Source organism: Allobosea sp. 05T422_2 (assembly GCF_056396265.1).
Genome location: NZ_JBFTLD010000150.1, coordinates 1 through 26,030, shown reverse-complemented (window position 1 = coordinate 26,030; position 26,030 = coordinate 1). Strand labels below are relative to the sequence as shown.

The following is a 26,030-nucleotide window of genomic DNA, read 5'->3' as shown; positions in this document are numbered from 1 at the left end:
CTGCTGCATATCGAGCAGTATCTGGAGCGCTTTCCGGCCAAGCTCTCGGGCGGCCAGCGCCAGCGCGTCGCGGTGGCGCGTGCGCTCGCGGTCGAGCCGGCCGTGCTCCTGATGGACGAGCCGCTCTCCAATCTCGACGCGCTGCTCAGGCTGKAGATGCGGGCGGAGCTGCGCAGCGTCCTGCGCGAGGCCGGAACGACCACGATCTACGTCACGCATGACCAGACCGAGGCCATGGGCCTGGCCGATCGGATCGCGGTGATGCATGGCGGCCATATCGTGCAGATCGGCACGCCGACCGAGGTCTATTCGCGGCCCGCGACCCGCTTCGTCGGTGGCTTCGTCGGCTCGCCGCCGATGAATTTCGTCAACACGGTCGCGACCTCCGGCCAGGCCCGGCTCGGCGGGCTGACATTGGCATCGCCGGCCGACGGGCCGATCGTCCTCGGCTTCCGCGGCGAGGATGCGAAGCTGACCGAGACCGCCGGCGGCGTGCCCTTCACCGTGCGGGTCGCGGAGCCGATGGGTTCGCATCTCCTGCTCACCGGCAGGATCGGCGATGATCTTGCCCGTGTCGTCGCGCCGCCTGCTGCCCGGATCGCAGCGGGCGAAACGCTCGGCCTGGCGCTCGACCCTACCCGCATTGTCTGGATCGACCCGGAAACGGGCCGCACTCATCCCGGAGCCTGAGCCATGCTGTCGACCACACCTCCTTCGGACCGCGATGAGGCCGCGCGCGCCGTGCTGCGCCGCAATGACCGTGGCGGGTTCACCGTCCCCAATGGCCGCGTCTACCCGTTCCAGTGGAACTGGGATTCGGCCTTCGTCGCGCTCGGCTTCGCCACCTTCGATCTCGACCGCGCCTGGCGCGAGCTGGAAACCCTGTTCGAGGGTCAGTGGGACGATGGCATGGTGCCGCATATCGTGTTCCGCGCCCCGGCAGACGGCTACTATCCCGGCCCCGAGGCCTGGGGCATCCAGCGCCAGCCGCTGACGTCGGGAATCTCGCAACCCCCCGTCGCGGCGACTGCGGCGCGGGTGCTGCACGGGCTGTCCGGCCGCGATGCCTCGCGGATCCGGGCTCTCGTCCCCAAACTCTTCGCCTCGCATCGCTGGTGGCACGAGACCCGCGACCCGGACGGCACCGGGCTCGTCACCATGGTCCACCCCTGGGAATCGGGGCGGGACAATTCGCCGGACTGGGACGAGCCGCTCGCCAATGTCGTGCCGCAGGTCGATGTCGCGCATCTGCGCAAGGATCTCGGCCATGTCGATGCGTCCCACCGCCCGACGCATGATTTCTACAACCGGGTCATGACCCTGGTCGAGGAAGCCAAGGCCCTGCGCTGGGATGGCATGGCCGTGGCGCGCGGGCTCTCCTTCCGGGTCTGCGATCTCGGCATCCAGTCGATCCTGCTGCGCGCCGATCGCGATCTTCTGAAACTGGCGGAAGAACTTGGCTTCACCGAAGAGGCGGTTGCCCTACAGGGCTGGATCGCGCGCAGCGATACGGCGATGTCGCGGCTCAAGGGGGGCGACGGGCTGTATCGGTMGCTCGACCTGCGCAGCGGGCGGCTCAGCGAGGCCGTCACCTGCGCCGCCTATCTCCCGCTCTATGCGCGCATGGCGAGCCAGGAGGATGCGCTCGCGCTCAAGCGCCATCTCGCCGCGACCCGTGCCGCGGCCGGTTTCTCCGTCGCCAGCAGCGATCCGCGCGATCGCCGTTTCGATGCGACGCGCTATTGGCGCGGCCCGGTCTGGCTGATGATGAACCGGATGATCGCCGACGGCTTTTCTGCCTATGGTCTGACCGAGGAGGCCGGCCTGCTCCGGCGCGACAGCGGCGATCTCGTCCGGCAGAACGGGTTCTGGGAGTATTTCGACCCGCGCGACGGCACAGGATGCGGCGGCCCGGACTTCTCCTGGACCGCTGCCATGTGGCTCAGCTGGGCCGGATCGCAGGACGATCGTCAGGCCTTGACCGCGCTCTGAGCCGGGCCCGGGCGTGAGCCCTTTCGATGCGTGCAAACGCAAAATGCTGGACTATCTGATCGGATACGAGTTCCGGTCGGATGATCCAGCATGGCTGATGTCCCCGGGAGAGGGCGGGGCGGCCGTCAGGCTGCCTTCTTCGTCTTCTTCTCTGCGTCGAACGGGATCTCGATATCGACGGCGAGCGTCGAGACCTTGGCGCCGCGCTCCATCTTGACGCTGACCCGGTCGTCATCGATCTGCATATGCTTCGAGATCGCACGCAGGATTTCGTCGCGCAGCTTGGTGACGAGGTCGGAATCCCCGACCGAGGCGCGCTCATGGGCGAGCAGCACCTGCAGGCGCTCGCGGGCGGCGGGGGCCGACGACTGGGAGCGGGTGAAAATACGAAGGAAGTTCATGCCGCTTTCCTTCCGAAAATCTTGCCGAAGAAGCCCTTCTTTTCACCAGGAATAGTTACCGGCAGGTTTTCGCCCTTGAGGCGGCGCGCAGCCTCGAAATAGGCGATCGCCGGCGCGCTGCGGCCATCGGCCAGGGTGACCGGCGAGCCGACATTGGAGGCGCGCAGCACGTCCATGCTTTCGGGGATGATGCCGAGCAGCGGGATCGACAGGATCTCGAGAACGTCGTCGACCTTCAGCATGTCGCCACGCTCGGCCCGGATCGGGTCGTAGCGGGTCAGCAGCAGGTGTTTCTCCATCCGCTCGCCTTGCTCGGCCTTGAGCGTCTTGGAATCGAGCAGACCGATGATCCGGTCGGAATCGCGCACCGAGGAGACTTCCGGATTGGTCACCACGATCGCGACATCGGCATGGCGCATGGCGAGCGTCGCGCCACGCTCGATGCCGGCCGGGCTGTCGCAGATGACCCAGTCGAAGGCCGATTTCAGGGCGGCGATGACCTTCTCGACGCCTTCAGGCGTGAGATTGTCCTTGTCGCGCGTCTGCGAGGCCGGCAGCAGGTAGAGCGACTCCAGCCGCTTGTCGCGGATCAGCGCCTGCGTCAGCTTCGCTTCGCCCTGGATGACGTTGACGATGTMATAGACCACGCGTCGTTCCGCACCCATGACGAGGTCGAGATTGCGCAGCCCGACGTCGAAATCGACGACCACGACCTTGTCGCCATTATGCGCAAGCGCTGCCCCCAATGCKGCGGACGATGTCGTCTTGCCGACGCCGCCCTTGCCCGATGTGACTACGATGACYTTGCCCATTGCACTCTCCCGCTTTCTGTGGATACGCCRTCGTTTCAGGCGAGTGATCCAACTTTGAATGTTTCGCCTTCGAGCCAGATCTGGACGGCCTTGCCGCGCATGTCGGGTCCGAGGTCCTCGGCCGTCTTGTAGAAGCCGTCGATCGCGAGCAGCTCCGCCTCGAGCTTGCGGCAGAAGATGCGCGCAGAGGCATTGCCCATCGCGCCGGCGATCGCCCGGCCCCTGAGCGTGCCGTAGACATGGATCGAGCCGCCGGCGACGATCTCGGCGCCCGATGCGACCGAGCCGATGACGGTGACGTCGCCTTCGGTGAAGATCAGCGACTGCCCCGAGCGCACCGGCTCGGTCACGATGATCGACGGCGTCGCCTTGACCGGCTGCGGGGCAGGGGCGGGAGGCTGCACGCCCTCGGCGACCTCGGCCTGCGGCGCCTGTTCGGCGGTCGGGGCTTCGATATCCGAGGCCGCGCGCCCGCCCGACATCGCCGGCGGCAGGTCGGCGCCGAGCAGCGAGGGTGGTGCGCCCTCGATGCCCATGATCCGCACATTGCGCTTGCCGAGCTGGCCGACGAGGTCGCGCAGCTGCGGCCGGTCGATATTCAGGCCCTCGACATCGACCACCACCGGCCGCCGCAGGAAAAATCCGGCGGACAGACCAGCCAGTTCGTCGAGCCGCGTCAGCCAATCCTCGAAGGGAAGCTCCGGGGTCAGCGTGAGAGCAAGATAGGAGCGCCCCTTGAGGCGGATTGGCCTAGGTTGAGTTAACACGTCAGTCATCTTGGTAAATTTTCAGTTGCCATGATCTAGGAATGGAATGGTTAACGAGTCGTAAAAATCCGACCCTTCACCTACCGGAATGCGACCCTCGAAAATGGGCTGAAAGGCAGGAAACGCGTTTTCTGCCAACCGGTTGAATGCGGGGGATGATGTGTGTGGAGAGCTGTATGGCTCCCGAGGGCTTGCGTGACCGGCGGCCTCGCGCGGGGGCCGATCCACAAGGCTGCTGGCAGCGGTCCCGCCGGCTGGAGTGCACGCGTTTGCGCCTCGGCTACCCGGTCGCTCCTGAGACGCCAGCGCGTTGCAGCGTATTGCCTCAGGGAGCTCCAGTGCTCGCCATGCGGGACGGGGCGGACAGGGACACGCTGATTCCGTCGATCCGGAGCGGTCAACCTAGCCGCGACGATTCGATCGGCCGGGAATCAGTGCCCGGTGGAGGCTGTGCAAGATGAGGGCCCCAGACGCTCGTGATGGCCCCAGCTATCGCAGCCTGGCCTGTTGCGTCGGCTATGTCGCAGCGCTGGGCCATTGGCGCCCGGCGGGGATGCGCGGCGCCCCGCCGCGCATGATAAAAGCGGCGCCGCGGGAGGACCCACGACGCCGCTTTCAGAGGCTGACCTGACTCCAATCCAGGGAGCTTGCGGCGTTCGCTGGAAAGGCTTGGATCAGCGCACGGGCGGTGCAAACTGGATGCCACCCTTGGACCAGAGATTGTTCAGCCCGCGCGGCAGGCCGATGCGGCTGCCGGTGCCGAGATTGCGCTCGTAGCTTTCGCCGTAATTGCCGACATGCCGGACGATCCGGGCGATCCAGTCGGGCGTCAGGCCCAGCCCCACGCCGAATTTGCCTTCAACGCCGAGCAGCCGGCGGATTTCCGGATTCTCGGATTTCAGCATCTCGGCGAGATTGGCCTGGGTGACGCCGAGTTCCTCGGCATTGATCAGCGCGAAGACCGTCCAGCGCACGATGTCGAACCATTCATCGTCGCCCTGGCGGACATAGGGGCCGATCGGCTCCTTCGAGATCACGTCCGGCAGCAGGACATGCTCGGCCGGGTCCGACATCTTCAGGCGATAGGAGACGAGCTGCGAGATATCGGTCGAGATCGCGTCGCAGCGACCGCTCTCATAGGCCTTCACCGTCTCGTCGATGCCCTGGAAGGCGACGACCTCGTATTTCATCTTGTTGACGCGGAAATAGTCCGCGAGATTCAGCTCATTGGTCGTGCCCTGCACAGTGCAGATCGAGGCCCCATCCAGCTCCTTCACCGACTTGATCCCGGCCTTGGCGCGCACCTGGAAGCCCTGGCCGTCATAATAGTTCACGGCGGTGAAGTTCAGGCCCTGGCCGGCGTCGCGGCTCAGCGTCCAGGTCGTGGTGCGCGGCAGCACGTCGATCTCGCCGCTCTGCAACGCGGTCAGGCGGTCCTTGCTGGCCAGCGGAACGAACTTGATCTTCGAAGGGTCGTCGAAGATCGCGGCTGCGAGCGCCCGGCAGATATCGACATCGAGCCCGCTCCAGCTGCCCTGCGCATCGGCCATGCTGAACCCGGCAATGCCGGTGCTCGTGCCGCAGATCAACTGCCCGCGTTGCTTGATGCGGTCGAGCGTGCCCTCGGCATGGGCGGCGGTGCCGGCGAGCAGCAGGCCTGCCAGCGCTGTCAGAACGATTTTTCCGGAATGGGCCATGGTCATTATCCCTGATGATCGATGGAACTCGCGCATCGGCCCGAAAGGTGGATTGCGGTTTTCGGGGCAAAGCCGATGCAAACACAAAAGGTTGGATCATCGGACCGGATAGGTTTCCGGTCCGATGATCCAGGGCAGGAGGTCAAAGCCCCATCGCCTCATAGCGGCGATGGGCGGTCGGCTTGGGGGCGGGGTCCTCGCTGATCGCGATGATCTCGCAAGGATGGCTCGAAGGCGCTGCCTCGCCGCTGCGCCAGAGCCAGTAGTGGTTTTCCGGCAGGCCGTTCACGGCCACGACCTTGTGGCCGCCCGCTGCGTCGATGGCGTGGATCGTCACCCGGCCGATCAGCCCGCCCTTCAGCGCGCGCATGTCGGCAACGGCCTCGTAGACCGCATCTTCGACGCCCATGCCCATCTTCATGTAGAGCACGACCGCGCGCGAGGTGCCGGCCCGGATGCTCATTTCGCCGACGCCGGTGCAGGCGCAGGCGCCGTAACGCGTATCGGCATAGGAACCGGCGCCGATGATCGGGCTGTCGCCGAGACGCCCCGGATATTTCCAGCCCCAGCCGGAGGTGCTGGTGCCCGCCCCGATATGGGTCTGCGCGTCCTGAGCCAGGAAGACCGTGGTGTCGCGGCCGGTTTCCGGGTCGATCGCCTGGGCGCAGAGCTCCGCCATCGGCACGTCCGGCCAGTTCGCGCGGTCGGCTTCGCTGACCTCGTCCCGGAACCAGCGCTCCCAGGCGGTCCGGGCATGCGGCATCAGGAGTTCGCCGGCCTCCGCGCTGATCTCGGCGGCGAAGCGCCTGGCGCCTTCGCCGACCAATAGCTCATGCGGCAGGCGTTCGAGCACCTGGCGGGCAATGCTGACCGGATGCAGATAGCCGGTCAGTGCGCCCACGGCTCCGCTGCGCAGGCTGGTGCCGTCCATCACGGAGGCATCGAGCTCGACCTCGCCCAGGAGATTGGGCCAGCCGCCGCGGCCGACGGTGCGGACGCTCTCACTGGCTTCGACAAGCCTGATGCCCGCCTCGATCGCGTCGAGAGCCGCTTCGCCCTTGGCGAGTGCGCGGGCGGTCGCGGGAATGCCGCAGGCCCCTTCATTGTTGCTGATCGCGATCACGGGTGTTCTCAACAAGATTGGATATTGGATCCAATTGCCATTACGATGCCGCTTGGCCCGACGCAAGAGGGACGGAATGGCGTGATATGTCGTTTGTGGACGCCTCCAAGCGCGCGCCGGGATTGGATACAAAATCGGTTATCCATCCCAATGGCCGCCGCCCGGATTGAAATGAACCCCGCTTCAGGGCAGGGATTGGGGCTAGGCGCCAGAGTAGGAGACGCGTGAGCAGGCGATGACGGCTTCCATCCTGTCTAACAATCCTCCCGCGCTTCAGCGCAAGACGACGACCGCGCGGGTCGTCGACCTGCTGCGCGACCAGATCCTGTCGGGCGCCTTGCCCGAGGGCATCCAGCTGCGTCAGGAGAAACTGGCGGCCGAGCTTGGCGTCAGCCGGGTGCCGATCCGCGAAGCCCTGCATCAGCTCGAGGCCGAGGGCCTGGTCAGGCAGGAATCCCACAAGGGCGCGGTGGTCTCAGGGCTGTCGATCGACGATCTCGAGGAAACCTACGAGATCCGGGCCCGGCTCGAGACCTGGCTTCTCGAACTCTCGATGCCGCTGATGACGGCGCAGCACTATCAAAGGGCCGAAGAGATCTTGGCGCAGATCGCGGAAGACCAGCAGGATGAGAACTGGTCGAGCCTGAACTGGGCTTTCCATGCCGCGCTCTATGCACCGGCCAACCGCCCGCAGACGCTGGCGCTGATCCGAAAGCTCTATCTGAACGCCTATCGCCATTTCCCGCTGCCGATCCGGCTGACGGGCGGGCGCGAGCGCATGAACCGCGAGCACCAGCTCCTGCTCGATCTCTGCAGAGCGGGCGATATCGAGCGCGCCAAGGACCATCTGGAGCAGCATATCCTGATGGGCGCCCGCCATCTGATCAGCCGGCTGAAGGCGCTCAGGCGGCGCGAGGGCGCGCCCGAATAGGGGCTGGAAGCGCCGCGGCGGCCGGATGATCGCCATCCCGCCGGAAGACGGCGAGGGCGGGACGGCCAGCCCTGCGCCTGCCGCGCCGGCTTACCCGTTCAGCGATCGAACGCGATTCCGAGATAGGTCCGGTCGTCGGTCCAGCCATCGGGGCCGGAGCCCTTCACGCTGGCATAGGGGCCGATCTTGTCGGGGTCGAGCCGCTCGACCTCGGCGAAGCTCGCCTCCCAGGCCGCGACGCCAAAGGCCTCGGGCTCGGCGAAATAGCCGTCGCTGAACAGTTCGAGCCGCGAGACCTCATCTGCGGCATAGTCGGCGGTGAAGACATGCCGCTCGGCGATGGCGAAGCCGTCGAGCACGCCATAGCCGAGATCGCTGGTCGGGAGATTGGCGAAGACGCGCTGGCCACTGATGCCGCTGTCGAGCAGCCGCTCGATCTCGGTGCGCGCGATCGTCGGCATCTCCTCGCTGCAAAGATGCAGCACATGGGCCCTGACCTCGGCGCTCGCCTCCGCGCTCAAGCCTGCCGGCGGCACGCGCAACCCGTTCCAGACGGCATCGTCCGAGATCGCGCGCTGGTGCAGCGGATCGGCCCGCATCCGGCCGAGATAGGCCCAGCATTCCCGCCGGATCAGCGCGGTCACGCGGTCGAGGGGCTTCGCCTCGACATGGCGGACAGTCCCGAGCGTTTGTCCGCTTAAGCGGATGCCGGAATCGCCGATCGAGACGAGCTGCAGGGCCGGGCCGTCATGGTAGCCCAGCGCCAGCGTGCAGCCGATCCGCGCTGACGCATCACCTTCCACCCGCTCCGCCAGGCCATGCGCCGCGTAGCCGGCGCGCAGCGTGTCGCTGAGCGCCAGGACCAGCCGGCGCACGCGCGCATCGCCGCCGCGCACGCTCAGGTCTTCGCTGAGGAGGAAGCGGGCGACTTCGGTCGCGACCCGGGCCGAGGCGAAGCGCCCCGCCCGCATCGTCCCGAAGCGTCGGCCGCTGCGGTCGGTCACGCCATCGATCACGGCATAGCCGCGGCCGGGCAGGATGACGACGCTGTCTTCGTTCTCCTCAGGGCTGGCGAAGCGCTTGCCGAGGCTGAAGCTTTCAATCTGCATGGTGGATATCGGCGCGAGGCGGCTTCAGCCGGCTCGTTCAAGCCATCACTGGCCGGTCGCCTGCCTCCACTTTTCGATCATCGCCTTGGTGCCGCCGAGTTCCTCGACGGTTTTGAGCTTGACCAGGGTCAGCTCGGCCAGCGGCTTGACATCGCCCGGCGCGGCGACATCCTTGCGCACCGAGCGGCGGCCGGCTTCCTTCACCAGAGCTTCCTGCGTCTTCTTCGACAAGGCCCAGTCGATGAAGCGCTTMGCCGGTTCGGGATTGGGCGCGCCCTTCACCAGCCCCACGCCGTCGGGCGAGGTCGTCGTGCCGTCCGCGATATAGGCGATCTTCACCGGCGCGCCGCCGGCGACATATTCGAGCGCATTGTCCTCGAGCGTCAGGCCGAGCGGCGCCTCGCCATCGGCGACATAGCGCGGCACGGCGCCGGAGCTGTCGGAGAAGATGAAGTTCTTGGCGAGCTTGCCATAGACCTCCCAGCCCTTGTCGCCGCCGGCGGTCAGCACGGTCGTCATCTGCTGGAAGGCCGAGCCGGAATTGTCGACGCGGGCCGAGGCGACCTTGCCCTTCCATTTCGGATCGGACAGCTCGGCCCAGGTCTTCGGGATCTCGGCGTCCTTGACCATCTTGTTGTTGACCATCAGCACGTAGATCACGGTCGTATAGGGCGTCCAGGCCGGGCTCGCGACGAAACGCTCGTCGATCGCCGCCTGTTCCTTGGGCGTATAGGGCGTGAGCAGATCGGCGTTTTCGCTGAGCAGCGAGCCGGTGACGCTCCAGATCACATCGGCCTTGGGCGCGCTGGCCTCGGCGCGGGCGCGGCGGAAGACATCGCCGGACCCAAGCTGCACGACCTCGGCCTTGATTCCGGTCTCGGCCTCGAAGAGCGGGATCATCTTCTGCACGATCGAGGATTTATGGGCGGTGTAGAGCACGACCTTGTTGTCGGCCGCATAGGCTCCGCCGGCCAAGCCGAGAATCCCGGCCGCCAGCACGAGATGACCCACCCAGTTCCTGCTCGACATCATCGCCTGCTCTCCATCCCCGTCACGCCGGTTCGTTCTGTGCCGGCGCAGTTTCTCCATCTTGCCGTCCAATCGCGGCCATGCGCAACTAGGGAAGGGACGGGAGTGCTTTGCCGGCATGGCGTATCTGACTGTCGACGGCGCGATCAAGCGCTATGGGGCCACGACGGCCTTGAACGGTGTGTCCTTCTCGGTCGCGAAGGGCGAGTTCTTCACGCTGCTCGGCCCATCGGGCTGCGGCAAGACCACCTTGCTGCGCTCGATCGCCGGTTTCTCGCAGCTCACCGAGGGCAGGGTGGATMTCGCCGGCCACGACCTGCTTTCGGTGCCGCCGCATAAGCGCGATATCGGCATGGTCTTCCAGGATTATGCGATCTTCCCGCATCTGACGGTCGCCGAGAACGTCGCCTTCGGCCTGAAAGCCCGCAAGGTCGCGGCCTCCGAGATCCGCGAGCGCGTCGCCGAGGCGCTGGCGACCGTCCGGCTGGCGGCGCTTGCCGAGCGCCTGCCGGCCGCACTGTCGGGCGGCCAGCAGCAGCGCATCGGCATTGCCCGGGCGATGGTGGTGAAGCCGCGCCTGCTCCTGATGGACGAGCCGCTCTCCAATCTCGACGCCAAGCTCCGGCTCGACCTGCGCGACGAGATCCGCGCGATCCAGCGCACGATCGGCATCGCCGCGATCTATGTGACACATGACCAGGAGGAGGCGCTCGCCATTTCCGACCGGATCTGCGTGATGGACCATGGCTGCGTCGAGCAGATCGGCACGCCGCAGCAGATCTACGGGAAGCCGGCGACGCGTTTCGTCGCCTCCTTCGTCGGGACGATGAACCTGCTTGCGCCCGCCGCCTTCGGCTTGCCGGAGGTGAAGGACGTGGCGCAATGGGCGTTGCGGCCGGAGCGCCTGCGCCTCGCCGAGGCGGGGGCTAGCGAAGGGGGAAGTGGAAACGGCGCCGCCAGCATCGCCGGAACGGTCGAGCATTTCTCCTATCTCGGCCGTGAGGCGCATCTCACCGTCCAGGCGCAGGGGCACAGGCTCGTAGCCCAGATCGGCGCGCCGCCGCCCGATCTCGCGATCGAGGCCGGCCGGCAGATCCGCCTGAGCTTCGACCCGGCCGATCTCCATGGCTTCGACGCGAAGGGACGGCGTGTCCCGGCGGAGCTTACGGCATGAGCGCCATCGCCGTTTCAGCCACGCGCCGCAGCTGGCGTCCGGATTTCTGGACGCTGGTCGCGGTCGGGGCCTGGGCGATCCTGATCGTCCTGCTGCTGATCCCGCTTGGCCTCGTCCTGGTCTCCAGCTTCCGCGACGAGAGCGGGGTGCTGACGCTCGCCAACTGGCAAAGGCTGTTCGGCAGCACGCGCTATTTCAACGCCTTCATCAACACCTTGATCATCGGTTTCGGCGGCTTGGCGGGTGCATTGCTGCTCGGCTCGGTCATGGCCTTCTGCATGGCGCGCATCGAGATCGCGGGCGGCCGCTTCGTCTCGATGCTGGCGATCTTGGCCTTGGTCTCGCCGCCCTTTATCGGCGCCTATTCCTGGATCGTGCTGTTCGGCTCGGGCGGCATCGTACGCCAGACGCTGATGTCCTGGGGCGTCTTCATGCCGCCGATCTACGGCGTCTGGGGCATCCTCATCGTCTTCGCCTTCAAGTTCTATCCCTATGTCTACCTGCTGACCTCTGGCGCGCTCGCCAATGTCAACCGCTCGCTGGAGGAGGCGGCGGAGAATCTCGGGCTGACGCCGTTCCAGCGCGTGCTGAAGATCTCGTTCCCGCTGGTCCTGCCGGCGCTCTCGGCCGGCGGGCTCTTGGCGCTGATCCATGCCATCGCCGATTTCGGCACGCCGCGGCTGCTCGGGCGTGGCTTCAATGTGCTGGCGACCGAGGCCTATACCGCCTATTCCGCCGAGATCGGCTCCAATCTCGGCATGGCGACGACGCTCAGCCTGGCGCTGATCCTGATGTCGATGGTCTTCGTCTTCATCCAGCGCTTCATGTCGCGGAAAAACGTCTATCACAGCAACCTGATCAACCGGCCCGAGAAGATCAGGCTGAGCGGCTTTGCCAATGTCGCGGCCCATGCCGCGGTCTATTTCATCGCGCTCGGCGGCGCGATGCCGGCGATCATTGCGGCGATCTATTCGGTCAGGAAGACGAACGGGCCGGTGTTCCAGCCGGGCTTCGGCCTCGACAGCTACCGCCGCATCGTTGCCACGCTCGGTGATGTCGTGTGGAATTCGCTGCTGTTCTCCGGCGCCTCCGTGCTGCTGATCGTGGTCATCGGCACCCTGATCGGCTGCCTGGTCGCGCGGCGCAACACCGCCCAGACCTCGCTGCTCGATGCCACCTTGATGGTGCCCTATGTCATGCCCGGCATCGTCGTCGGCGTCGCCTTCATCGCCGCCTTCAACACGCCGCCGCTGGTGATGACCGGCACGGCGGCGATCATCATCCTCTCCGTCTTCATCCGGCGCTTGCCCTATGCGGTGCGCTCCTCGGCCGCCGCGCTGCGGCAGGTCGGGCCGAGCATGGAGGAGGCGGCGATCTCGCTCGGCTACAGCCCGGTCCAGGCATTTTTGCGCGTCACCATCCCTCTGATCCTGCCCGGCATCATCGCAGGCGCGATGCTCTCCTTCGTCACGGCGGTGAACGAACTCTCCTCGTCGCTCGTGCTCTATGTCGGCGGCACCATCACCATGCCGGTCAAGATCTACATCGCGATCAATGATGGCGATTACGGCACGGCCGCCTCGCTCTCGACGATCCTGCTCGTGCTCAGCGCCGGGGCGATCTATCTCGCCTTCCGCCTGTTGGGGCGCGACGAGCGCGCCTTGCTGTAAGCCAAGGCGCACTCGGGGGCGCGTTCACCCACCGAACCGGACGGTCAGGTTCAGGCCGTCGATCTCGGCTTGCGTGCCCATGCCGCGTGAGAGCCGGTCGAAGCGCTCGAGTACGGGCAGGGCGCGGGCCGGCTCCTGGATCAGCACCGGCATCCCGCTTCTGTTGCACTCGGTCGCGCGGAATTCGATCGTCTCGACGCCGCCCTGGCCGATGCCGATGCGGCAGACCAGCGACCAGGGATCGATCTGCGAGAAGATCATCTTCTGGTCGGGCGTGGCATTGTCCCAATCCTGCTGGGCGATGTGGTTGCCGAGGCTGTAGATGATCGGCTTGCCCCGATAGGTCTCGACGCCCGCGGGGCTGTGGGCGTGGTTGCCGAGAATCATGTCGGCGCCGGCATCGATCAGCGCCTGTCCCAGCGGGCGCTGGTATTCGGCCAGCGGGTCGCCGCGGCCATAGCCCCAATGCACGCTGACGATCAGCACGTCGACTTCAGGGCGCAAGCTGGCGATCTGCCCGCGTAGCCGCGCGAGATCGCCCTCGCGGACCCGGCTGCGCATCCGCATCGGTGCGCCGGGTTCGGTCGCGAGCAGGACCGGGTGGATTTCCGGCCATTGCTCGATCGCGAGCGGCGCGATGCCCGGCCGGGTCTCCGTTGCCGCATAATCCGGCGGCAACAGGCAGGAGACCGCGATGGTGCCGAGCCTGCAGCCATTGATCACGCGCCGGTCCGGCACGAGCGAGGCCGCGAGGTCCTTGCCGCCGCCGACCGTCTCGACGCCGGCCGCTTGCAGGTGGCGGAGTGTCTCCAGGAAGGCCTGGGGTCCGAAATCGCAGGTGTGATTCGTCGCGACCGTCATCAGGCCAAACCCGGCCCGGCCGAGATCGTCGGCCACCGTCGGGTCGACGAGATAGGCGATCGGTGCATCGCTGCGATAGCCCTGGCGGGCGAACTGCACCTCGCAGGAACCCCAGACCAGATCGCTCTGCCGGAGATAGGCGAGCGTCTCGCCATAACCCTCGTCGATCAGCGCATCGCCGGCATAAAGCCGCTCGCGGACTACGATATCTCCGGCAGCGCCGAGCGTCAGAATGGACATGGTCATCCCTTAGATGTTTTTTTGATGTTTCAATTACTGCTCGCAGTTTGTGCTGGCGGTCAAGAGGTCCGTGCTGGGATCGCGGGGGAGGGTACGTTCAACTGATCGGCGTCGCATGGCCTCAGGGGTGCCTGTTGACAGTCGCGATTTGTTTATGATGTTTTATTGATGCATCACAAATCCGGCCACGACATCGCTCATGCTGGTCGAAGGCCGCCGAGGGGATTCTGACATGACCGACACATCGCTACCGGGCGCGGCCGCCCCCGCGACTGCTACACTGCTCGACACCGCTTATCGCCGGATCTTCTGGCGCCTGATCCCGATCCTGATGGTTCTCTGGGTGCTGGCCTGGGTCGACCGCGTGAATATCAGCTTCGCCAAGCTGCAGATGGCCGACGAGCTGCGGTTCTCCGAGGCCGTCTACGGGCTCGGCGCCGGCATCTTCTATATCGGCTATCTCCTGTTCGAAGTGCCGAGCAACCTGCTGCTGCAACGCATCGGCGCACGCAAGACCATCGCCCGCATCGCCATCGGCTGGGGCACGATCTGCGCGCTGATGTCCTATGCGACGACGCCCGCGACCTTCTACATCCTGCGCTTCCTGCTCGGCGCCTTCGAGGCCGGGTTCTTTCCGGGCGTCATCCTGTTCCTGACGCAATGGTTTCCGAGCGAGCGACGGGCCAAGGTCTTTGGCATCTTCATGTCGTCGGTCGCGCTGTCCGGCGTCATCGGCGGCCCGCTTGCCGGGCAGATCATGACCGGGATGCAGGGCATGGGCGGCCTGTCGGGCTGGCAATGGCTGTTCATCGTCGAGGGCATTCCGACAGTTCTGATCGGGCTTTTTGCGCTGGCCTGGCTCACCGACCGACTGGAACAGGCGCATTGGCTCTCGGATGCTGAGCGCAGCGCGGTCCGCGATGATCTCGAGCGCGATGCAAGGGCACTCGGCCCGCGCGAGCATGGCCTGTCGACGGTGCTGCGCGATCCGCGGCTCTGGATCTTCACGCTGGTCTATTTCTGCATCATCATTGCCAACGCCACCGTCGCCTTCTGGGGCCCGACCATCATGCGCGAGGCCGGATTCGGCCATGTCGCGACCATTGGCTGGCTGGTCTCGGGTGCCTCGCTCGTCGGCTCGGCGGTGATGATCGGCAACGGCCTGATGGCCGACCGGACGGGCCGCCCGCTCCTGCAATGCGTCGGCTCGCTGATCGTCGGCGCGCTCGGCCTGGCCGGCGTCGCCTTCGCCCTGCACGGCTCGCCGCAGATGGTCGTCGTGCTGTTTTCGCTGGCGCTCGCCGGGGCCTATGGCGCGATCCCGGTGTTCTGGCAGCTGCCCAACCGGCTCTTCGCCGGCACCGCTGCCGCCGCCGGCATCGCGATCATCAACTCCTTGGGCTAAGAACAATGCCGGCCAAGGCCGAAGCAGGACAGGATGCCAAGCTCTCGCTGGCCGAGCGCGTCTATCAGGAGCTCCGCGCCGCGATCATTTTTGGGGAGATCGCGCAAGGTGCGGTCTTCAACGAATCCGATCTCGTCGCGCGCTTCAAGGTCAGCACCTCGCCCTTGCGCGAGGCCCTGTCGCGGCTCAGGCAGGACGGGCTGGTCCGCGTCATTCCGCGCCGCGGCTACAGCGTCACCGAGCTTTCGCTCCGCGATTTCCACGAGCTGATCCAGATGCGCCTGATCCTCGAATGCGCAGCGGCCGAACTCGCCGCCCCGCGCATCACCGACAGCCATGTCGCGATGATGCGCCGGCTATCTTCCGTCGAGCTGCGCATCGGCGACCAGGCGAGCTACCGCGCCTTCATGCGCGCCAACCAGGATTTTCACGAGGCGATCGCCACCATCGCCGACAACGCCCGCCTCCTGCGCGGCATCGGCCAGACCATGGACGAGATGCAGCGCCTGCTCTTCGCCGATCTCGGCGCGGCCGAAGACGGCGAAGAGGTCCGCCACGACCATGACGAGATCATCGAGGCGCTGGCCCGCCGGGACGCAGCCGCGGCCCGCGAGGCGGTGGCACGCCACATCCGCATCTCGCGCGACCGGGTGGTGGGCCGGATGATGCGGCGGCATACGGGATTTGCGGAGAGGTCGGTGTTTGTGGGGTGAGGGGGCCGAGATTGTGGGGGCCGCGAAGGGGGCGTTTCGACCGGCAGACGCGTCGTCGCGAATGTCTCGGATCAATGGGGATGTCTTACCTTCACATGCGCCACACGTAGTCTGCGGTGCGCCAAGAGGAGACATCAGCTGGTTGCTAGGAAAGCGGACATTGGCGCGCACCCTCCTCTGCGATAGGGCCGCTCTTGAGCGGAGACTCTTTATCACAGGCTACTGTGCAGGGCCGGACTAAACAACAAATCCTTGGCTGCGCAGCCACCAGATCAGTCGCTGCCTCAGGTCCTTGTCGAGGTTAGTGGTGTTGTAAGGGACCRTCTGTGGCCGGTAGTAGACGCCGTGGCGGTCAAGCAGTGACTTCACGCTGTCCGCCACAGGACCGTTGGTCGCCAATCCGCCCTTGCGGCGCAGACGGCAGTCCGCCGACAGTCCCCACGAGACCTGCATCGCCGAGCTTCGTCCGTCCGTTGGCAGCATCGTTGCGGTTGCCAAATTCACGATCACGAAGCCGATCTGCGTCTTGGATATGACGCGGCTCTCTGCCCCTCCGAAGCCACAGAATATTTTCGTACCGAACCGGGTCTCGCGGGTCGCTCAGTGGCTGTTCATGCAGAAATTCATGCAGGAGATATCGCGGCCGATCTCACCGGAAGACCAGTACCTGGACTATCTACCGACGCAGGCCGTCGCTGAATATCTGCTTAACCACCACACCGTCGAAATCAAGAAGCACAAGCGGCGCATCGACGCGATCATCTATCGCTCAGCGCAGAGGCCAAAGGGAAAGAACATCGCGATCTTCGGCGCAGCGGGGGTCGTTGGCGAGGACAAGCCGAAGGTTAAGCCAGCCGAAGATTCCGACGACCTTTTCGACCTGTTGGACTTTGTTAGGCGAATGGAAACGAGAATCGTCGAGGCGCCCGGTCACTTCAAAGCCTACTGCATAAAAGGTGCGGAGTACGATCCGCAGCCACACGACGCGTGCTAAATCAGCCCCAGCGCATGTTCGACAGCGTCAACATGGCGTCGATTCTGGCTGGAGCCAGGCCTCAATTGCCGTGCGCGGCCGAGCATTGGCGCCGCCATGCACCCTGAGGCCACGAGCGCAAGGGAAGGGGCAGCGCCGATATCGTCTGCGTTGAAATCAGTAGGTCGCTTGCACCCATTCGACCCACGCTTCCCGTCGCGCAGTCTCGCAAGCCCCCGTCGCACCGGCGATCTGAATGCGGTTCCTTCCGAGCGCTTTTGCCTTGTGGAGGGCGAGGTCGGCGGCCGAGAGCAGCTCGAAGAGGGCGGTTGCGTTCGATGAGGCTTCGGCCAGCCCGATGCTGACCGTGGCCGTCATCTGCAAGCCATCGCTTCGCGCCGCGCGTTCGGCAAATCCCCAGGCTGTCAAGGCCCAGCAGCAGGATCGCAAACTCTTCGCCACCCAACAGGCCGATGACCCCGTCCGCGCCGGCGATGTCGCGCGACACCGCAGCCGGAGATGATCGACCTCTTGGCCATGCTTGCTGCCGGCCGCAGCGCGCCTCGGTGCGCTCCCGCCAGCAGCCTGCGCAGGGCAAGCCGCTTGACCGGTCCGGTTCGCGCAGGCCGGGAATGCGACCTGGAGACGCAAGACATCAGACGGCTTTMATGACCGCGTCGAAGATCGGGCTATCCTGCGCAGCCAGCATGCGGCTGACCTCGAAATGGTTCTGCCCTTCGGCGCGAAGCAGCTGCGTTGCCTTTCCCGCCTTCTCCAGGCTTGCGTGGAACGTCGTGGCGTGGCGCCGGTACTCGTCGGTTTCAGCCTCGCCATAAGCGACGAGAACGGGGCAGGTCAGCGCTTCGACATGGCGGATCGGGCTGAATGCCGCGATCTCGGCTGCCGTCAGGCCGAGATAGCGCCCCCGCGCGCTGAGCATCGGCCCTTCCAGATCATAGGCGCCGCTGGCGCAAAGCGCCCMGGCGACCATGCCAGGCGCGATGCGATGCGGCGTCTCGGCGGTGAGCGCGGCCGCGACGAGATGCGCCCCCGAGGAGTGGCCGATCACGAACAGGCGTTCGGGGTTATAGCCCAACTCGCTGGCGTGCTGGGCGAGCCAGCCGATGCCGCGCTGGACCTGCATCACCATCTCGGGCAGCCGGACCGCGGGAATGCTGGCGAAGTCGAGCACGGCGAAGTTCATTCCGGCGGCCACGAAGGCTTCCGCCGCAAAGGCGCTGTCCATCCGGTCGAGCATGCGCCAGGCGCCGCCATGGACATAGATGACGAGCGGCGCCCGCTTTGAGGCCGCCGGGAACAGGTCGATCCGCTCGGCCGGCCCCTCGCCATAGGCGAGCGGGCGGCAGGTGAGGTTGCGATGCGCAGCAAGGCTCGCCTCGCGGTACCAGGCGATGATCTCGTCGGCATTGGCGGCCCAGGCGCCCTGATTGTAGTTCAGGTCGAGCCGGGCCTGATCATAGTCGAGAAAGACGGCTTTCGTCGGCAGTTCGGTCATGGCGGCCTCCCTCAGCGCCCGCCGCCGGCGTCCGCGCGATAGACGATCTGCCCGTCGACGACGGTCAGCAGCGACTCGATCCGGGCGAGCTCGTCGGGCGCGCAGCGGAGCGGGTCGGCCGAGAGCACGGCCAGATCCGCGAGCTTGCCGATGGCGATGCTGCCCCTCTCGCCCTCCGCGAAGGTCAGCTTCGCGCCGCCGAGCGTCGCGCATTCCAGCGCCTCTTCGCGTGTCAGGGCCTGTTCGGGGGAGATGACGGCGCCGGTCCGGTCGCGTCGGTTGACCGCATGGGCGATCGAGTGGAACAGGCTGAGCGGTGCGTTGTCGCTGCCGAACGAAATCGGCACGCCGGCCTCGCGCAGGGAGCGCAGCGGCACGATCTCGCCAGCCCGCTCGCGCCCGAGCTTTTCGACCAGCTCGCTGCCGCGCTTGTAGATATAGGCGGTCAGATGCGTGGTCACCGCCAGCCCGAGATCGGCAACCCGCTTCACCTGGTCCGGCGTCAGGCTGACGACATGGCCGAGCACCCAGCCCTGGCCGGCGAGCGGGGTGACGTTGTCCACCTCGGCGAAGAGGTCGAGCATATTGGGCAGGATGCCGACCGCCCGGATGCCGTTGCGCGCGGCTTCGATCAGCACCGTCTTCAGGGCATCGCGCGGCAGCGACGAATTATAGTGGAAGCCGGCCCAGCCTGTCTGCGGAAAGGCTGCGCTGCGCAGCTCCCGCTCCACGGAATCGTCGATCTCGCCGTAGAGCCCGGCCATACCGAGCCAGGCGTCGCCTAATCCCCGGCCGGCGAGCCAATGTCCCCAGGACTTGAGCAGGGCCCGGCAATCCTCCGCCGAGGTCGAGGGCCAGGCCGGGCTGAAGATCATCGATGCCCGCACGGTCTGGCGACCCTCGGACCGGACCTGCCGATAGGCGTCCAGCACCTCGGCGGCAATGCCGTGGCCCTCGAACACGCTGGTGGTGCCCGCCCGGTTGTAGAGTTTCATCGATGCCGCGAGCGCGCCGGCCCGCTCGCTGGCGGAGAAATGCGGCGCCCGGCGCATCAGGCTCATCTCGACCACCGGCATCTTGTTGGTCTCGACGAAGATGCCGTTCGGCTCGCCTGCGGCATCGCGGCAGATCTCGATGGACGCGGCCGGCGCCACCGTCGAGGCATCGATGCCGGCCAGCCGCAGGGCGCGGCTGTTGGCGATCGAAACCAGTGGCAGGGTCGAGCGCCAGTAGCCCCAGATCGAGCGGATATAGACCGGGTTGTCAGGCGCGGCGCGGTCAAGGTCCCAGCGGTCGGGGAAGCGATGTTCCGCGATTCCCGCCAGCACGCTCTCATAGCTGGGGGGAATGCCGATCGGCATGGTGATGATCCACTCGCCCGGCTTCTTCGTTCGGGCGATCTCGGCGATGCGCGCGACGATGTCCTCGATCGAACGGCAATCGGCGAGCGAGGGCAGCACGCTCTTCAGGCCTTCGCGGTCGAGATGGGCATGGCCATCGATGAGGCCGGCGGTGACGGTCTTGCCGGCGAGATCGACATGCTCCGTCTCGGCCGAGGCAAGGGCGGCGATCTCGCTGGAGCTCCCAAGTGCGACGATACGGTTTCCCGCGATGGCCAGGGCCTCGCAGGGCCCCGCCTCACTGAGAATCCGGCCATTGACCAGAACGAGCGACGGGCTGGTGCCGGGGAGAACGGACGGCATGGATATCCTCATCAAGGCTTGTCTGGGCCCGGTGTGACCGGCGACGGGCGGGAAGGACGGGCGGGACGGACGCGAAAGCGCGAAGGGGTCAGGAAGCGGGGCCGGGGGCGCCGTCGAGATCGGAGGCGACGAAGACCTTGCGGGTGAATTCGATATGCTCGTCGAGCAGCCTGACGGCGCGATCGACGTCATGGTCCAGGGCCGCATTCATCAAGGCGGTATGCGGCTCGAGCGCCAGCGCATCGCGCAAGGCCGCGAAGGCGGGACTGTCCTGCCATGGCGTGCCCGCCGCGCTGTGCGAAAGCGCGGGCGCGATCGAGAGGATGCGGTGATGCCGGCGCAGCTGATCCTTGATCTGCACGTAGAAGCGCATCAGCCAGCGCGACGTGCAGGCGGCCAGCAGGGCCAGATGGAACGCCTCGTGCCGCTCTTCCCAATCGCTGATGACCAGCTCTTCCGGCTTTTCCACCGGCGGCGTGCAGCGCGAGAGCCGGAAATGGGCGGCGACCAGCGCGGTCTCCCACGCCTCGTCGCCATTGGCGATGGATTCCGCCAGCATCGGCAGCTCGACCAGGCGCCGGGCCCTGGTCAGGTCGCTCAACTCCTCCAGCGAGACGGGCGCGACCGCGTAACCCTTGTTGGCGCTGGAGGTGACCAGGCGCTCGGCCTCAAGGCGCGACAAGGCCTCGCGCAACGGGGTCCAGCCGATGCCGTAGGCCTCCCGCATGGCGCCGAGCTTCAGCGGCGCACCCGGCCGCAGCCGCGTTTCGAGGATCTCCTGGCGCAGCGTCCGGTAGGCGGTTTCGGTCTTGGTGGCGACGTCGGTTTCGTCCATTGGATCCTCGCATGCTACCGGCAATATATATAATATGACGCGATTGGCAAAATTATATATATCAATTGACATCTTCGATATCGGTCTCGATAGTCCCCGACAGATGGGCCGCGCTGGCGGCATCGGCCATGAGTGGAGGCGAGATGAACCTGGCATCGCTGGACAGGGCAGGGGTGGCGTCCGAGATCGCGCGGCGCGACGGCGCCGATCCGCTGGGGCACCTGCGCGCCCGTTTCCATTTGCCTGCGGGCGCGATCTATCTGGCCGGCAATTCGCTCGGCCCGGCGCCGGTGGCTGCCTTCAGCGACATGGTGGTCGCCATGCGCGAGGAATGKGCGGAAGGGCTGGTGCGCAGCTGGAACGATGCCGGCTGGTTCGCCCTGGTCAATACGCTGGGCGACCGTCTGGGGCGTCTGATCGGCGCGGCGCCAGGGCAGACGGTGGTGTGCGATTCCGTCTCGGTGAATGTCTACAAGGCGCTGCATGCCGCGCTCGCGCTGCGCCCCGATCGCAATGTCATCGTCGCCGAAGGCGGCAGCTTCCCCACCGATCTCTATGTCGCCGAAGGCGTGGCGGCCGGGCGGCCCGATCTCGTCCTGAAGCTCGAGGGCGTCGACGCCCCGCGGATCGAGGATCTGGTCGACGAGCGCACCGCGGTCGTGCTGGTCAACCATGTCGACTACAAGACCGGCGAACTGCGCGACATGGCGGCGCTCAACCGGCTGATCCACGCCAAGGGCGCCGTCGCGGTCTGGGACCTCTGCCACAGCGCCGGCGTCGTGCCGGTCGATCTCGACGGCGCGGGAGCCGATCTCGCGATCGGCTGCACCTACAAATACCTGAACTGCGGTCCGGGCGCCCCGGCCTTCATCTATGCGGCGGCGCGTCATCACGATGCCCTGTCGCAGCCGCTCTCCGGCTGGTGGGGCCATGCCGCCCCMTTCGCCTTCGAGCGCGGCTACCGGCCGGCAGGTGGCATCCAGCGCCTGCTGTGCGGAACGCAGCCGATCCTGTCCATGCGCGTCGTCGACGCCGGCCTCGCCGCGATCGAGGATGTCGAGATGTCCGCACTGCGGGCCAAGAGCCTCGCGCTGACCGATCTGTTCATGGAGCTGGTCGAGCCGGTCTGCCACGCCCATGGCGCCGCCATCGTCACGCCGCGCGCTCATGCGGCGCGCGGCAGCCAGGTCTCGATCACCTCAGACAACGGCTATGCCGTCGTACAGGCCCTGATCGCGCGCGGCGTGATCGGCGATTTCCGGGCCCCGGACATGATGCGCTTCGGCTTCGCACCCGCCTATCTCGGCTATGCCGATATCGAGCGCGCCGCCCATGCCTTCAACGACGTCATGACCTCGGGGATCTGGCGCGACGAGCGTTTCGCCAAACGGCGCGCCGTGACCTGACGGCGCCGCGATACGGCCAACAGCAAGAGCGCAGCCGGCGAACCCCGCGCATGCGCCGGTCAAAAAATGAGCGCAAGTCCGCAAGCCGTTTGCAGCGGCGAGCGGCGGTTCCAGGGGAGGGACACGTGAAGACTCTGTTCAAGGCAGGATTCGTCAAGGCAGGACTCATGAAGTCTGGCCTCGCTGCAGCCGCGTTGGCGGCGGCCGCGACATTTTCCGCTGCGGCCCAGGCCGGGCCGACGCTCGATGCCATCCGCAAGCGCGGCGAAGTCACCTGCGGGGTCAGCACCGGCATCGGCGGCTTCTCGATCGCCGACAGTTCGGGCCGCTGGACCGGGCTGACGACCGATTTCTGCCGGGCGGTCTCGGCGGCGGTGCTCGGCGATGCCGCACGGGAGAAGTTCGTCCCGCTCAGCCCGCAGCAGCGCTTCACGGCCCTGCAATCGGGCGAGATCGACATGCTCACCACCGTCGCGACCTGGACGCTGACACGCGACGCCTCGCTCGGCCTGCTCTATGCCGGCGTCTATTTCTACGACGGCCAGGGTTTCCTGGTGCCGAAATCGCTCGGCCTGAAGAGTGCGCTCGAACTGGACGGCGCCAGCATCTGCACCGCCACCGGCACGACGAGCGAGCTCAATCTCGCCGATTATTTCCGGGCCAACGGCAAGAAATTCACGCCGGTCGTGTTCGAGGCCCAGAACGAGGCGCGGGCCGCCTTTTTCAGTGGCCGCTGCCAGGCCTTCTCTGCCGACATGTCCTATCTGTCCTCGGTCAGGGCTTCCGACGCACCCAATCCCGACGAATGGCAGATCCTGCCGGACATGATCTCGAAGGAGCCGCTCGGGCCGGTCGTCGGCCGCAACGACCTGGAATGGTTCACCGCCGTCAAATGGGTCCTGATGGCGCTGATCGAGGCGGAGGAGAAGGGCATCACCGCCGCCAATGTCGACCAGATGAAGGAGAGCGCGAACCCGGAGATCAAGCGCCTGCTCGGCGTCACCGGCGATATGGGCCAGAGACTCGGCCTCGACCCGGGTTGGGCCTATCGCGCGATCAAGCGGGTCGGCAATTACGGCGAGATCTTCGAACGTAATGTCGGCCCCAGGACGGCTCTGCGCATGGAGCGCGGTGCCAACGCGCTCTGGACAAAGGGCGGGCAGATGTACGCCATGCCGACGCGCTGAGATGAGCGCCGTCGCGATCGCGCCGACGCGCCTGGCGAGAGGCTGGAACGACCCGTCCTTTCGGGCCCTGGCGACGCAGGTGATCGTGCTGGCCGTGCTGGCCGGCACCATCGCCTTCCTCGCCACGAACCTCGTCGGCAATCTGGAGGCGCGCTCGATCCGGACGGGCTTCGGCTTCGTCTGGCAGGCGGCCGGCTTCGAGATCGGCCAGAGCTTCATCGCCTACAGCGCCAGCGCGAGTTTCGGCCGGGCGCTGTTGGTCGGTCTGCTCAACACGCTCGTGGTTGCCGTGCTCGGGATCGTGCTGTCGACGCTTGCCGGCTTCGTCGTCGGCATTGCCAGCCTGTCGCGCAATCCCCTCGTCAGCCCGCTGGCCAGGCTCTATGTCGAGCTCGTCCGCAACACGCCGCTGCTGCTGCAGCTCTATCTCTGGTATGCGGTGCTGACCCAGATGCTGCCGGCMGCTTCGGCTGCGCCGCAGCTGCTTCCCGGTGTCTATCTCGCCAAGAGCGGCCTGCATTTCCCGGTGCTGCAGCATGGCGCCGACCTCATCCTGGTGGCGGTGATCGTCGGCCTCGTCGCCTTCGCCGGTCATGGCCTGTGGGCCCGGCGCCGGGCGGAGCTGACGGGCGCGCCGGCGAAGCTCTGGCCCGGATTGCTGCTGCTCCTGCTGCCGCTTGCCACCGTGGCGCTCGATCTCGCCGCGACGACCTCCTTCGACATGCCGCGGCCGACCCGCTTCGGCTTCTCCGGCGGCGGCATGATCACGCCGGAACTGACGGCGCTCCTGATCGGGCTGTCGCTCTATAACGCCGCCTTCATCGGCGAGATCCTGCGTGCCGGGATCTTGTCGGTCAGCCGCGGCCAGCGCGAGGCCGCTGCTGCGCTGGGGCTGACGCAGGGCCAGGCGCTGCGCCTGGTGGTGATCCCGCAGGCGATGAAGGTCGCCGTGCCGCCGCTCGCCAGCCAGTATCTCAATCTGGCCAAGAACACCTCGCTCGCCATCGCGATCGGCTATCCCGACCTGATGTCGATCGGGAACACGATCATCAACCAGACCGGCCAGGCGGTCGAGGTCATCGCGATCCTGATGAGCGTGTACCTCGCGCTCAGCCTCGCGATCTCGGGCTTCATGAACTGGTACAATAGCCGCGTCGCGCTCAAGGGGGCGTCATGAGCGCCGCCGCCCCTTCAGTGCGGGAACGCCTGTTCGGCAGCGTCGGCAACACGCTGCTGACGGTCGTGATGCTCGGCCTCTTCGTCACCTACGTCCCGTCGCTGCTGCGCTGGGCCGTGTTCGATGCAACCTGGTGGGCGGCGTCTCCGGCGACCTGCCGCGCCATGGGCGGGGCCTGCTGGGCCTTCGTCCACGAGAAATTGCGGCTGATCCTGTTCGGCCGCTACCCGTTCGAAGAGCAGTGGCGACCTTTCGCTGCCTTGCTGCTGACCATCGCGCTGGTGCTGGCGAGCTGCTCGCTGCGCTTTGGGGGGCGGGCCGTCATCGCGGGCTGGCTGCTGGGGATCCCCGCCGTGATCGTCCTGATGCGCGGCGGCGTGCTCGGCCTGTCCTTTGTGGCGACCGATCTATGGGGCGGGCTGCCGCTGACGGTTTTCCTCGCGGTCGGCGGCATCCTCGGCGCATTCCCGCTCGCCATTGCGCTGGCACTCGGACGGCGMTCGCAGCTCGGCATCATCAGGGGCGTCTGCGTCATGTTCATCGAGATGGTCCGCGGCGTCCCGCTGGTCAGCGTGCTGTTCATGGCCTCGTTCATGATTCCGCTCTTCCTGCCGGGAAAGCTGCAGGTCGATGCTCTGCTGCGTGCCCTCATCGCCATCACGCTGTTCAGCGCGGCCTATCTGGCGGAAGCCATCCGCGGCGGCCTGCAGGCCGTGCCCGCCGGGCAGGAGCAGGCGGCCAAGGCGCTCGGGCTCGGCTATTGGCAGACATCGTTGCTGGTTGTCGTGCCGCAGGCGCTGCGCCTTGCCGTTCCGGCGATCGCCAACCTGTTCATCGGCCTGTTCAAGGATACGTCCCTCGTCGGCATCGTCGGCCTGACCGACCTCCTGCTCGCAACCAAGCAGGCGCTGGGCGATCCGCAATGGCGCAGCTTCTCGCTCGAAGGCTATCTCTTCGTCGCTCTGCTCTATGTCGCGTTCTGCTCCTTCATCTCGCATTACAGCCGCGCGTTGGAGAGGCGCCTGCAACGCCAGGCTGTGTGAGTTCCAGCAAGCCGCGGCAAAGCGGACGGAGCGGCCATTCGAGGCTGCTTCTGCGACGGCAGCCGCCGTCCGCTCAGGTCATGTCTCGCCCTTCCGCCTGGCCATCCGGAGGGCGGTGGGGCTTGTCGCGATCGGGGCATTCGATCGGCGTCAGGCCGCTTCGGAGACGCCCTTCGCCGCGGCGATCTGGATGCGGTTCCTTCCGAGCGCTTTTGCCTTGTAGAGCGCGAGGTCGGCGGCCGAGAGCAGTTCGGCGAGGGCGGTTG

24 protein-coding genes are annotated in these 26,030 nt (G+C 66.5%); 12 read left to right on the top strand and 12 right to left on the bottom strand.

Annotated elements, in window-relative coordinates; all coding sequences use genetic code 11:
* Both AC1DJT_RS22890 and AC1DJT_RS22885 read left to right on the top strand, forming a co-directional pair.
* On the top strand, positions 1-690 hold a 690-nt coding region (locus AC1DJT_RS22890; RefSeq protein ID WP_476834925.1), incomplete at its 5' end, for an ABC transporter ATP-binding protein.
* A 3-nt stretch (positions 691-693) separates the two neighbouring features.
* Positions 694-1,992, top strand: coding sequence for an MGH1-like glycoside hydrolase domain-containing protein (locus AC1DJT_RS22885; RefSeq protein ID WP_476834924.1), 1,299 nt, complete (start codon positions 694-696; stop codon positions 1,990-1,992).
* A gap of 125 nt (positions 1,993-2,117) precedes the next feature.
* On the opposite strand, the gene minE is transcribed toward AC1DJT_RS22885, so the two are convergent.
* The 5 genes from minE to AC1DJT_RS22860 all read right to left on the bottom strand — a co-directional run bounded on the left by minE (position 2,118) and on the right by AC1DJT_RS22860 (position 6,792).
* Entirely contained in the window at positions 2,118-2,393 is a 276-nt protein-coding gene (gene minE, locus AC1DJT_RS22880; RefSeq protein ID WP_441492312.1) for a cell division topological specificity factor MinE, read from the bottom strand.
* Positions 2,390-3,205 carry a septum site-determining protein MinD gene (minD, locus tag AC1DJT_RS22875; protein ID WP_476834923.1) on the bottom strand — a complete coding sequence of 272 codons (816 nt, stop codon included), beginning with the start codon at positions 3,203-3,205 and terminating at the stop codon, positions 2,390-2,392. The genes minE and minD overlap by 4 nt, the downstream gene beginning before the upstream one ends.
* 35 nt (positions 3,206-3,240) lie before the next feature.
* Positions 3,241-3,981 carry a septum site-determining protein MinC gene (minC, locus tag AC1DJT_RS22870; protein ID WP_441508308.1) on the bottom strand — a complete coding sequence of 247 codons (741 nt, stop codon included), beginning with the start codon at positions 3,979-3,981 and terminating at the stop codon, positions 3,241-3,243.
* Positions 3,982-4,646: 665 nt separating this feature from the next.
* Complete coding sequence (locus AC1DJT_RS22865; RefSeq protein WP_441508309.1) at positions 4,647-5,669, bottom strand: amino acid ABC transporter substrate-binding protein; 1,023 nt, start codon at positions 5,667-5,669, stop codon at positions 4,647-4,649.
* A 142-nt stretch (positions 5,670-5,811) separates the two neighbouring features.
* The gene (locus tag AC1DJT_RS22860; RefSeq protein WP_441508310.1) at positions 5,812-6,792 is read right to left on the bottom strand and encodes a glycosylasparaginase; all 981 of its coding nucleotides are present in this window, start codon (positions 6,790-6,792) and stop codon (positions 5,812-5,814) included.
* A 235-nt stretch (positions 6,793-7,027) separates the two neighbouring features.
* Here AC1DJT_RS22860 and AC1DJT_RS22855 point away from each other — a divergent pair, with 235 nt between their 5' ends.
* The gene (locus tag AC1DJT_RS22855; RefSeq protein WP_441508311.1) at positions 7,028-7,723 is read left to right on the top strand and encodes a GntR family transcriptional regulator; all 696 of its coding nucleotides are present in this window, start codon (positions 7,028-7,030) and stop codon (positions 7,721-7,723) included.
* A 98-nt stretch (positions 7,724-7,821) separates the two neighbouring features.
* Here the strand turns inward: AC1DJT_RS22855 and AC1DJT_RS22850 are convergent, their stop codons facing one another.
* Positions 7,822-8,832 carry a hypothetical protein gene (locus tag AC1DJT_RS22850; protein WP_476768736.1) on the bottom strand — a complete coding sequence of 337 codons (1,011 nt, stop codon included), beginning with the start codon at positions 8,830-8,832 and terminating at the stop codon, positions 7,822-7,824.
* A 45-nt stretch (positions 8,833-8,877) separates the two neighbouring features.
* On the bottom strand, positions 8,878-9,864 hold the full coding sequence (locus tag AC1DJT_RS22845; RefSeq protein ID WP_441508313.1) for an extracellular solute-binding protein: 987 nt from the start codon (positions 9,862-9,864) through the stop codon (positions 8,878-8,880).
* Between the two features lie 115 nt (positions 9,865-9,979).
* Between AC1DJT_RS22845 and AC1DJT_RS22840 the strand changes: the two genes are divergently transcribed.
* Positions 9,980-11,035 carry an ABC transporter ATP-binding protein gene (locus AC1DJT_RS22840; RefSeq protein WP_476834922.1) on the top strand — a complete coding sequence of 352 codons (1,056 nt, stop codon included), beginning with the start codon at positions 9,980-9,982 and terminating at the stop codon, positions 11,033-11,035.
* Positions 11,032-12,705 carry an ABC transporter permease gene (locus AC1DJT_RS22835; protein WP_441508314.1) on the top strand — a complete coding sequence of 558 codons (1,674 nt, stop codon included), beginning with the start codon at positions 11,032-11,034 and terminating at the stop codon, positions 12,703-12,705. The genes AC1DJT_RS22840 and AC1DJT_RS22835 overlap by 4 nt, the downstream gene beginning before the upstream one ends.
* Positions 12,706-12,729: 24 nt before the next feature.
* On the opposite strand, the gene AC1DJT_RS22830 is transcribed toward AC1DJT_RS22835, so the two are convergent.
* Positions 12,730-13,806, bottom strand: a complete 1,077-nt coding sequence (locus AC1DJT_RS22830; RefSeq protein ID WP_476768734.1) for a CapA family protein — start codon at positions 13,804-13,806, stop codon at positions 12,730-12,732.
* A gap of 232 nt (positions 13,807-14,038) precedes the next feature.
* Here AC1DJT_RS22830 and AC1DJT_RS22825 point away from each other — a divergent pair, with 232 nt between their 5' ends.
* From AC1DJT_RS22825 to AC1DJT_RS22815, 3 genes are all read left to right on the top strand, one after another.
* The gene (locus AC1DJT_RS22825; RefSeq protein ID WP_476834921.1) at positions 14,039-15,211 is read left to right on the top strand and encodes an MFS transporter; all 1,173 of its coding nucleotides are present in this window, start codon (positions 14,039-14,041) and stop codon (positions 15,209-15,211) included.
* A 5-nt stretch (positions 15,212-15,216) separates the two neighbouring features.
* Positions 15,217-15,924 carry a GntR family transcriptional regulator gene (locus AC1DJT_RS22820; RefSeq protein ID WP_441508317.1) on the top strand — a complete coding sequence of 236 codons (708 nt, stop codon included), beginning with the start codon at positions 15,217-15,219 and terminating at the stop codon, positions 15,922-15,924.
* 388 nt (positions 15,925-16,312) lie between these two features.
* Entirely contained in the window at positions 16,313-16,918 is a 606-nt protein-coding gene (locus tag AC1DJT_RS22815) for an RES family NAD+ phosphorylase (protein WP_441508318.1), read from the top strand.
* Positions 16,919-17,074: 156 nt separating this feature from the next.
* Here the strand turns inward: AC1DJT_RS22815 and AC1DJT_RS22810 are convergent, their stop codons facing one another.
* The 4 genes from AC1DJT_RS22810 to AC1DJT_RS22795 all read right to left on the bottom strand — a co-directional run bounded on the left by AC1DJT_RS22810 (position 17,075) and on the right by AC1DJT_RS22795 (position 21,023).
* Positions 17,075-17,275, bottom strand: coding sequence for a nucleotidyl cyclase domain-containing protein (locus AC1DJT_RS22810; protein ID WP_441508319.1), 201 nt, complete (start codon positions 17,273-17,275; stop codon positions 17,075-17,077).
* 277 nt (positions 17,276-17,552) lie between these two features.
* A complete protein-coding gene (locus AC1DJT_RS22805) occupies positions 17,553-18,413 on the bottom strand; it encodes an alpha/beta hydrolase (RefSeq protein WP_476834920.1) in 861 nt (286 codons plus the stop codon).
* An 11-nt stretch (positions 18,414-18,424) separates the two neighbouring features.
* Positions 18,425-20,116 carry an amidohydrolase gene (locus AC1DJT_RS22800; protein ID WP_476768732.1) on the bottom strand — a complete coding sequence of 564 codons (1,692 nt, stop codon included), beginning with the start codon at positions 20,114-20,116 and terminating at the stop codon, positions 18,425-18,427.
* Between the two features lie 88 nt (positions 20,117-20,204).
* Positions 20,205-21,023 (bottom strand): GntR family transcriptional regulator, encoded by an 819-nt coding sequence (locus tag AC1DJT_RS22795; protein WP_476768731.1) that lies wholly within the window; start codon positions 21,021-21,023, stop codon positions 20,205-20,207.
* A 71-nt stretch (positions 21,024-21,094) separates the two neighbouring features.
* On the opposite strand from AC1DJT_RS22795, the gene kynU reads away from it, so the two are divergent.
* The 4 genes from kynU to AC1DJT_RS22775 all read left to right on the top strand — a co-directional run bounded on the left by kynU (position 21,095) and on the right by AC1DJT_RS22775 (position 25,764).
* Positions 21,095-22,357, top strand: coding sequence for a kynureninase (kynU, locus tag AC1DJT_RS22790; RefSeq protein WP_476834919.1), 1,263 nt, complete (start codon positions 21,095-21,097; stop codon positions 22,355-22,357).
* 125 nt (positions 22,358-22,482) lie between these two features.
* Positions 22,483-23,544, top strand: a complete 1,062-nt coding sequence (locus tag AC1DJT_RS22785) for an amino acid ABC transporter substrate-binding protein (protein WP_476777321.1) — start codon at positions 22,483-22,485, stop codon at positions 23,542-23,544.
* 1 nt (position 23,545) lies between these two features.
* Positions 23,546-24,721, top strand: coding sequence for an amino acid ABC transporter permease (locus tag AC1DJT_RS22780; RefSeq protein ID WP_476768728.1), 1,176 nt, complete (start codon positions 23,546-23,548; stop codon positions 24,719-24,721).
* Positions 24,718-25,764: an amino acid ABC transporter permease gene (locus tag AC1DJT_RS22775; protein ID WP_441508326.1), complete on the top strand. Its 1,047-nt coding sequence runs from the start codon at positions 24,718-24,720 to the stop codon at positions 25,762-25,764. The genes AC1DJT_RS22780 and AC1DJT_RS22775 overlap by 4 nt, the downstream gene beginning before the upstream one ends.
* Positions 25,765-26,030 lie beyond the last annotated feature (266 nt).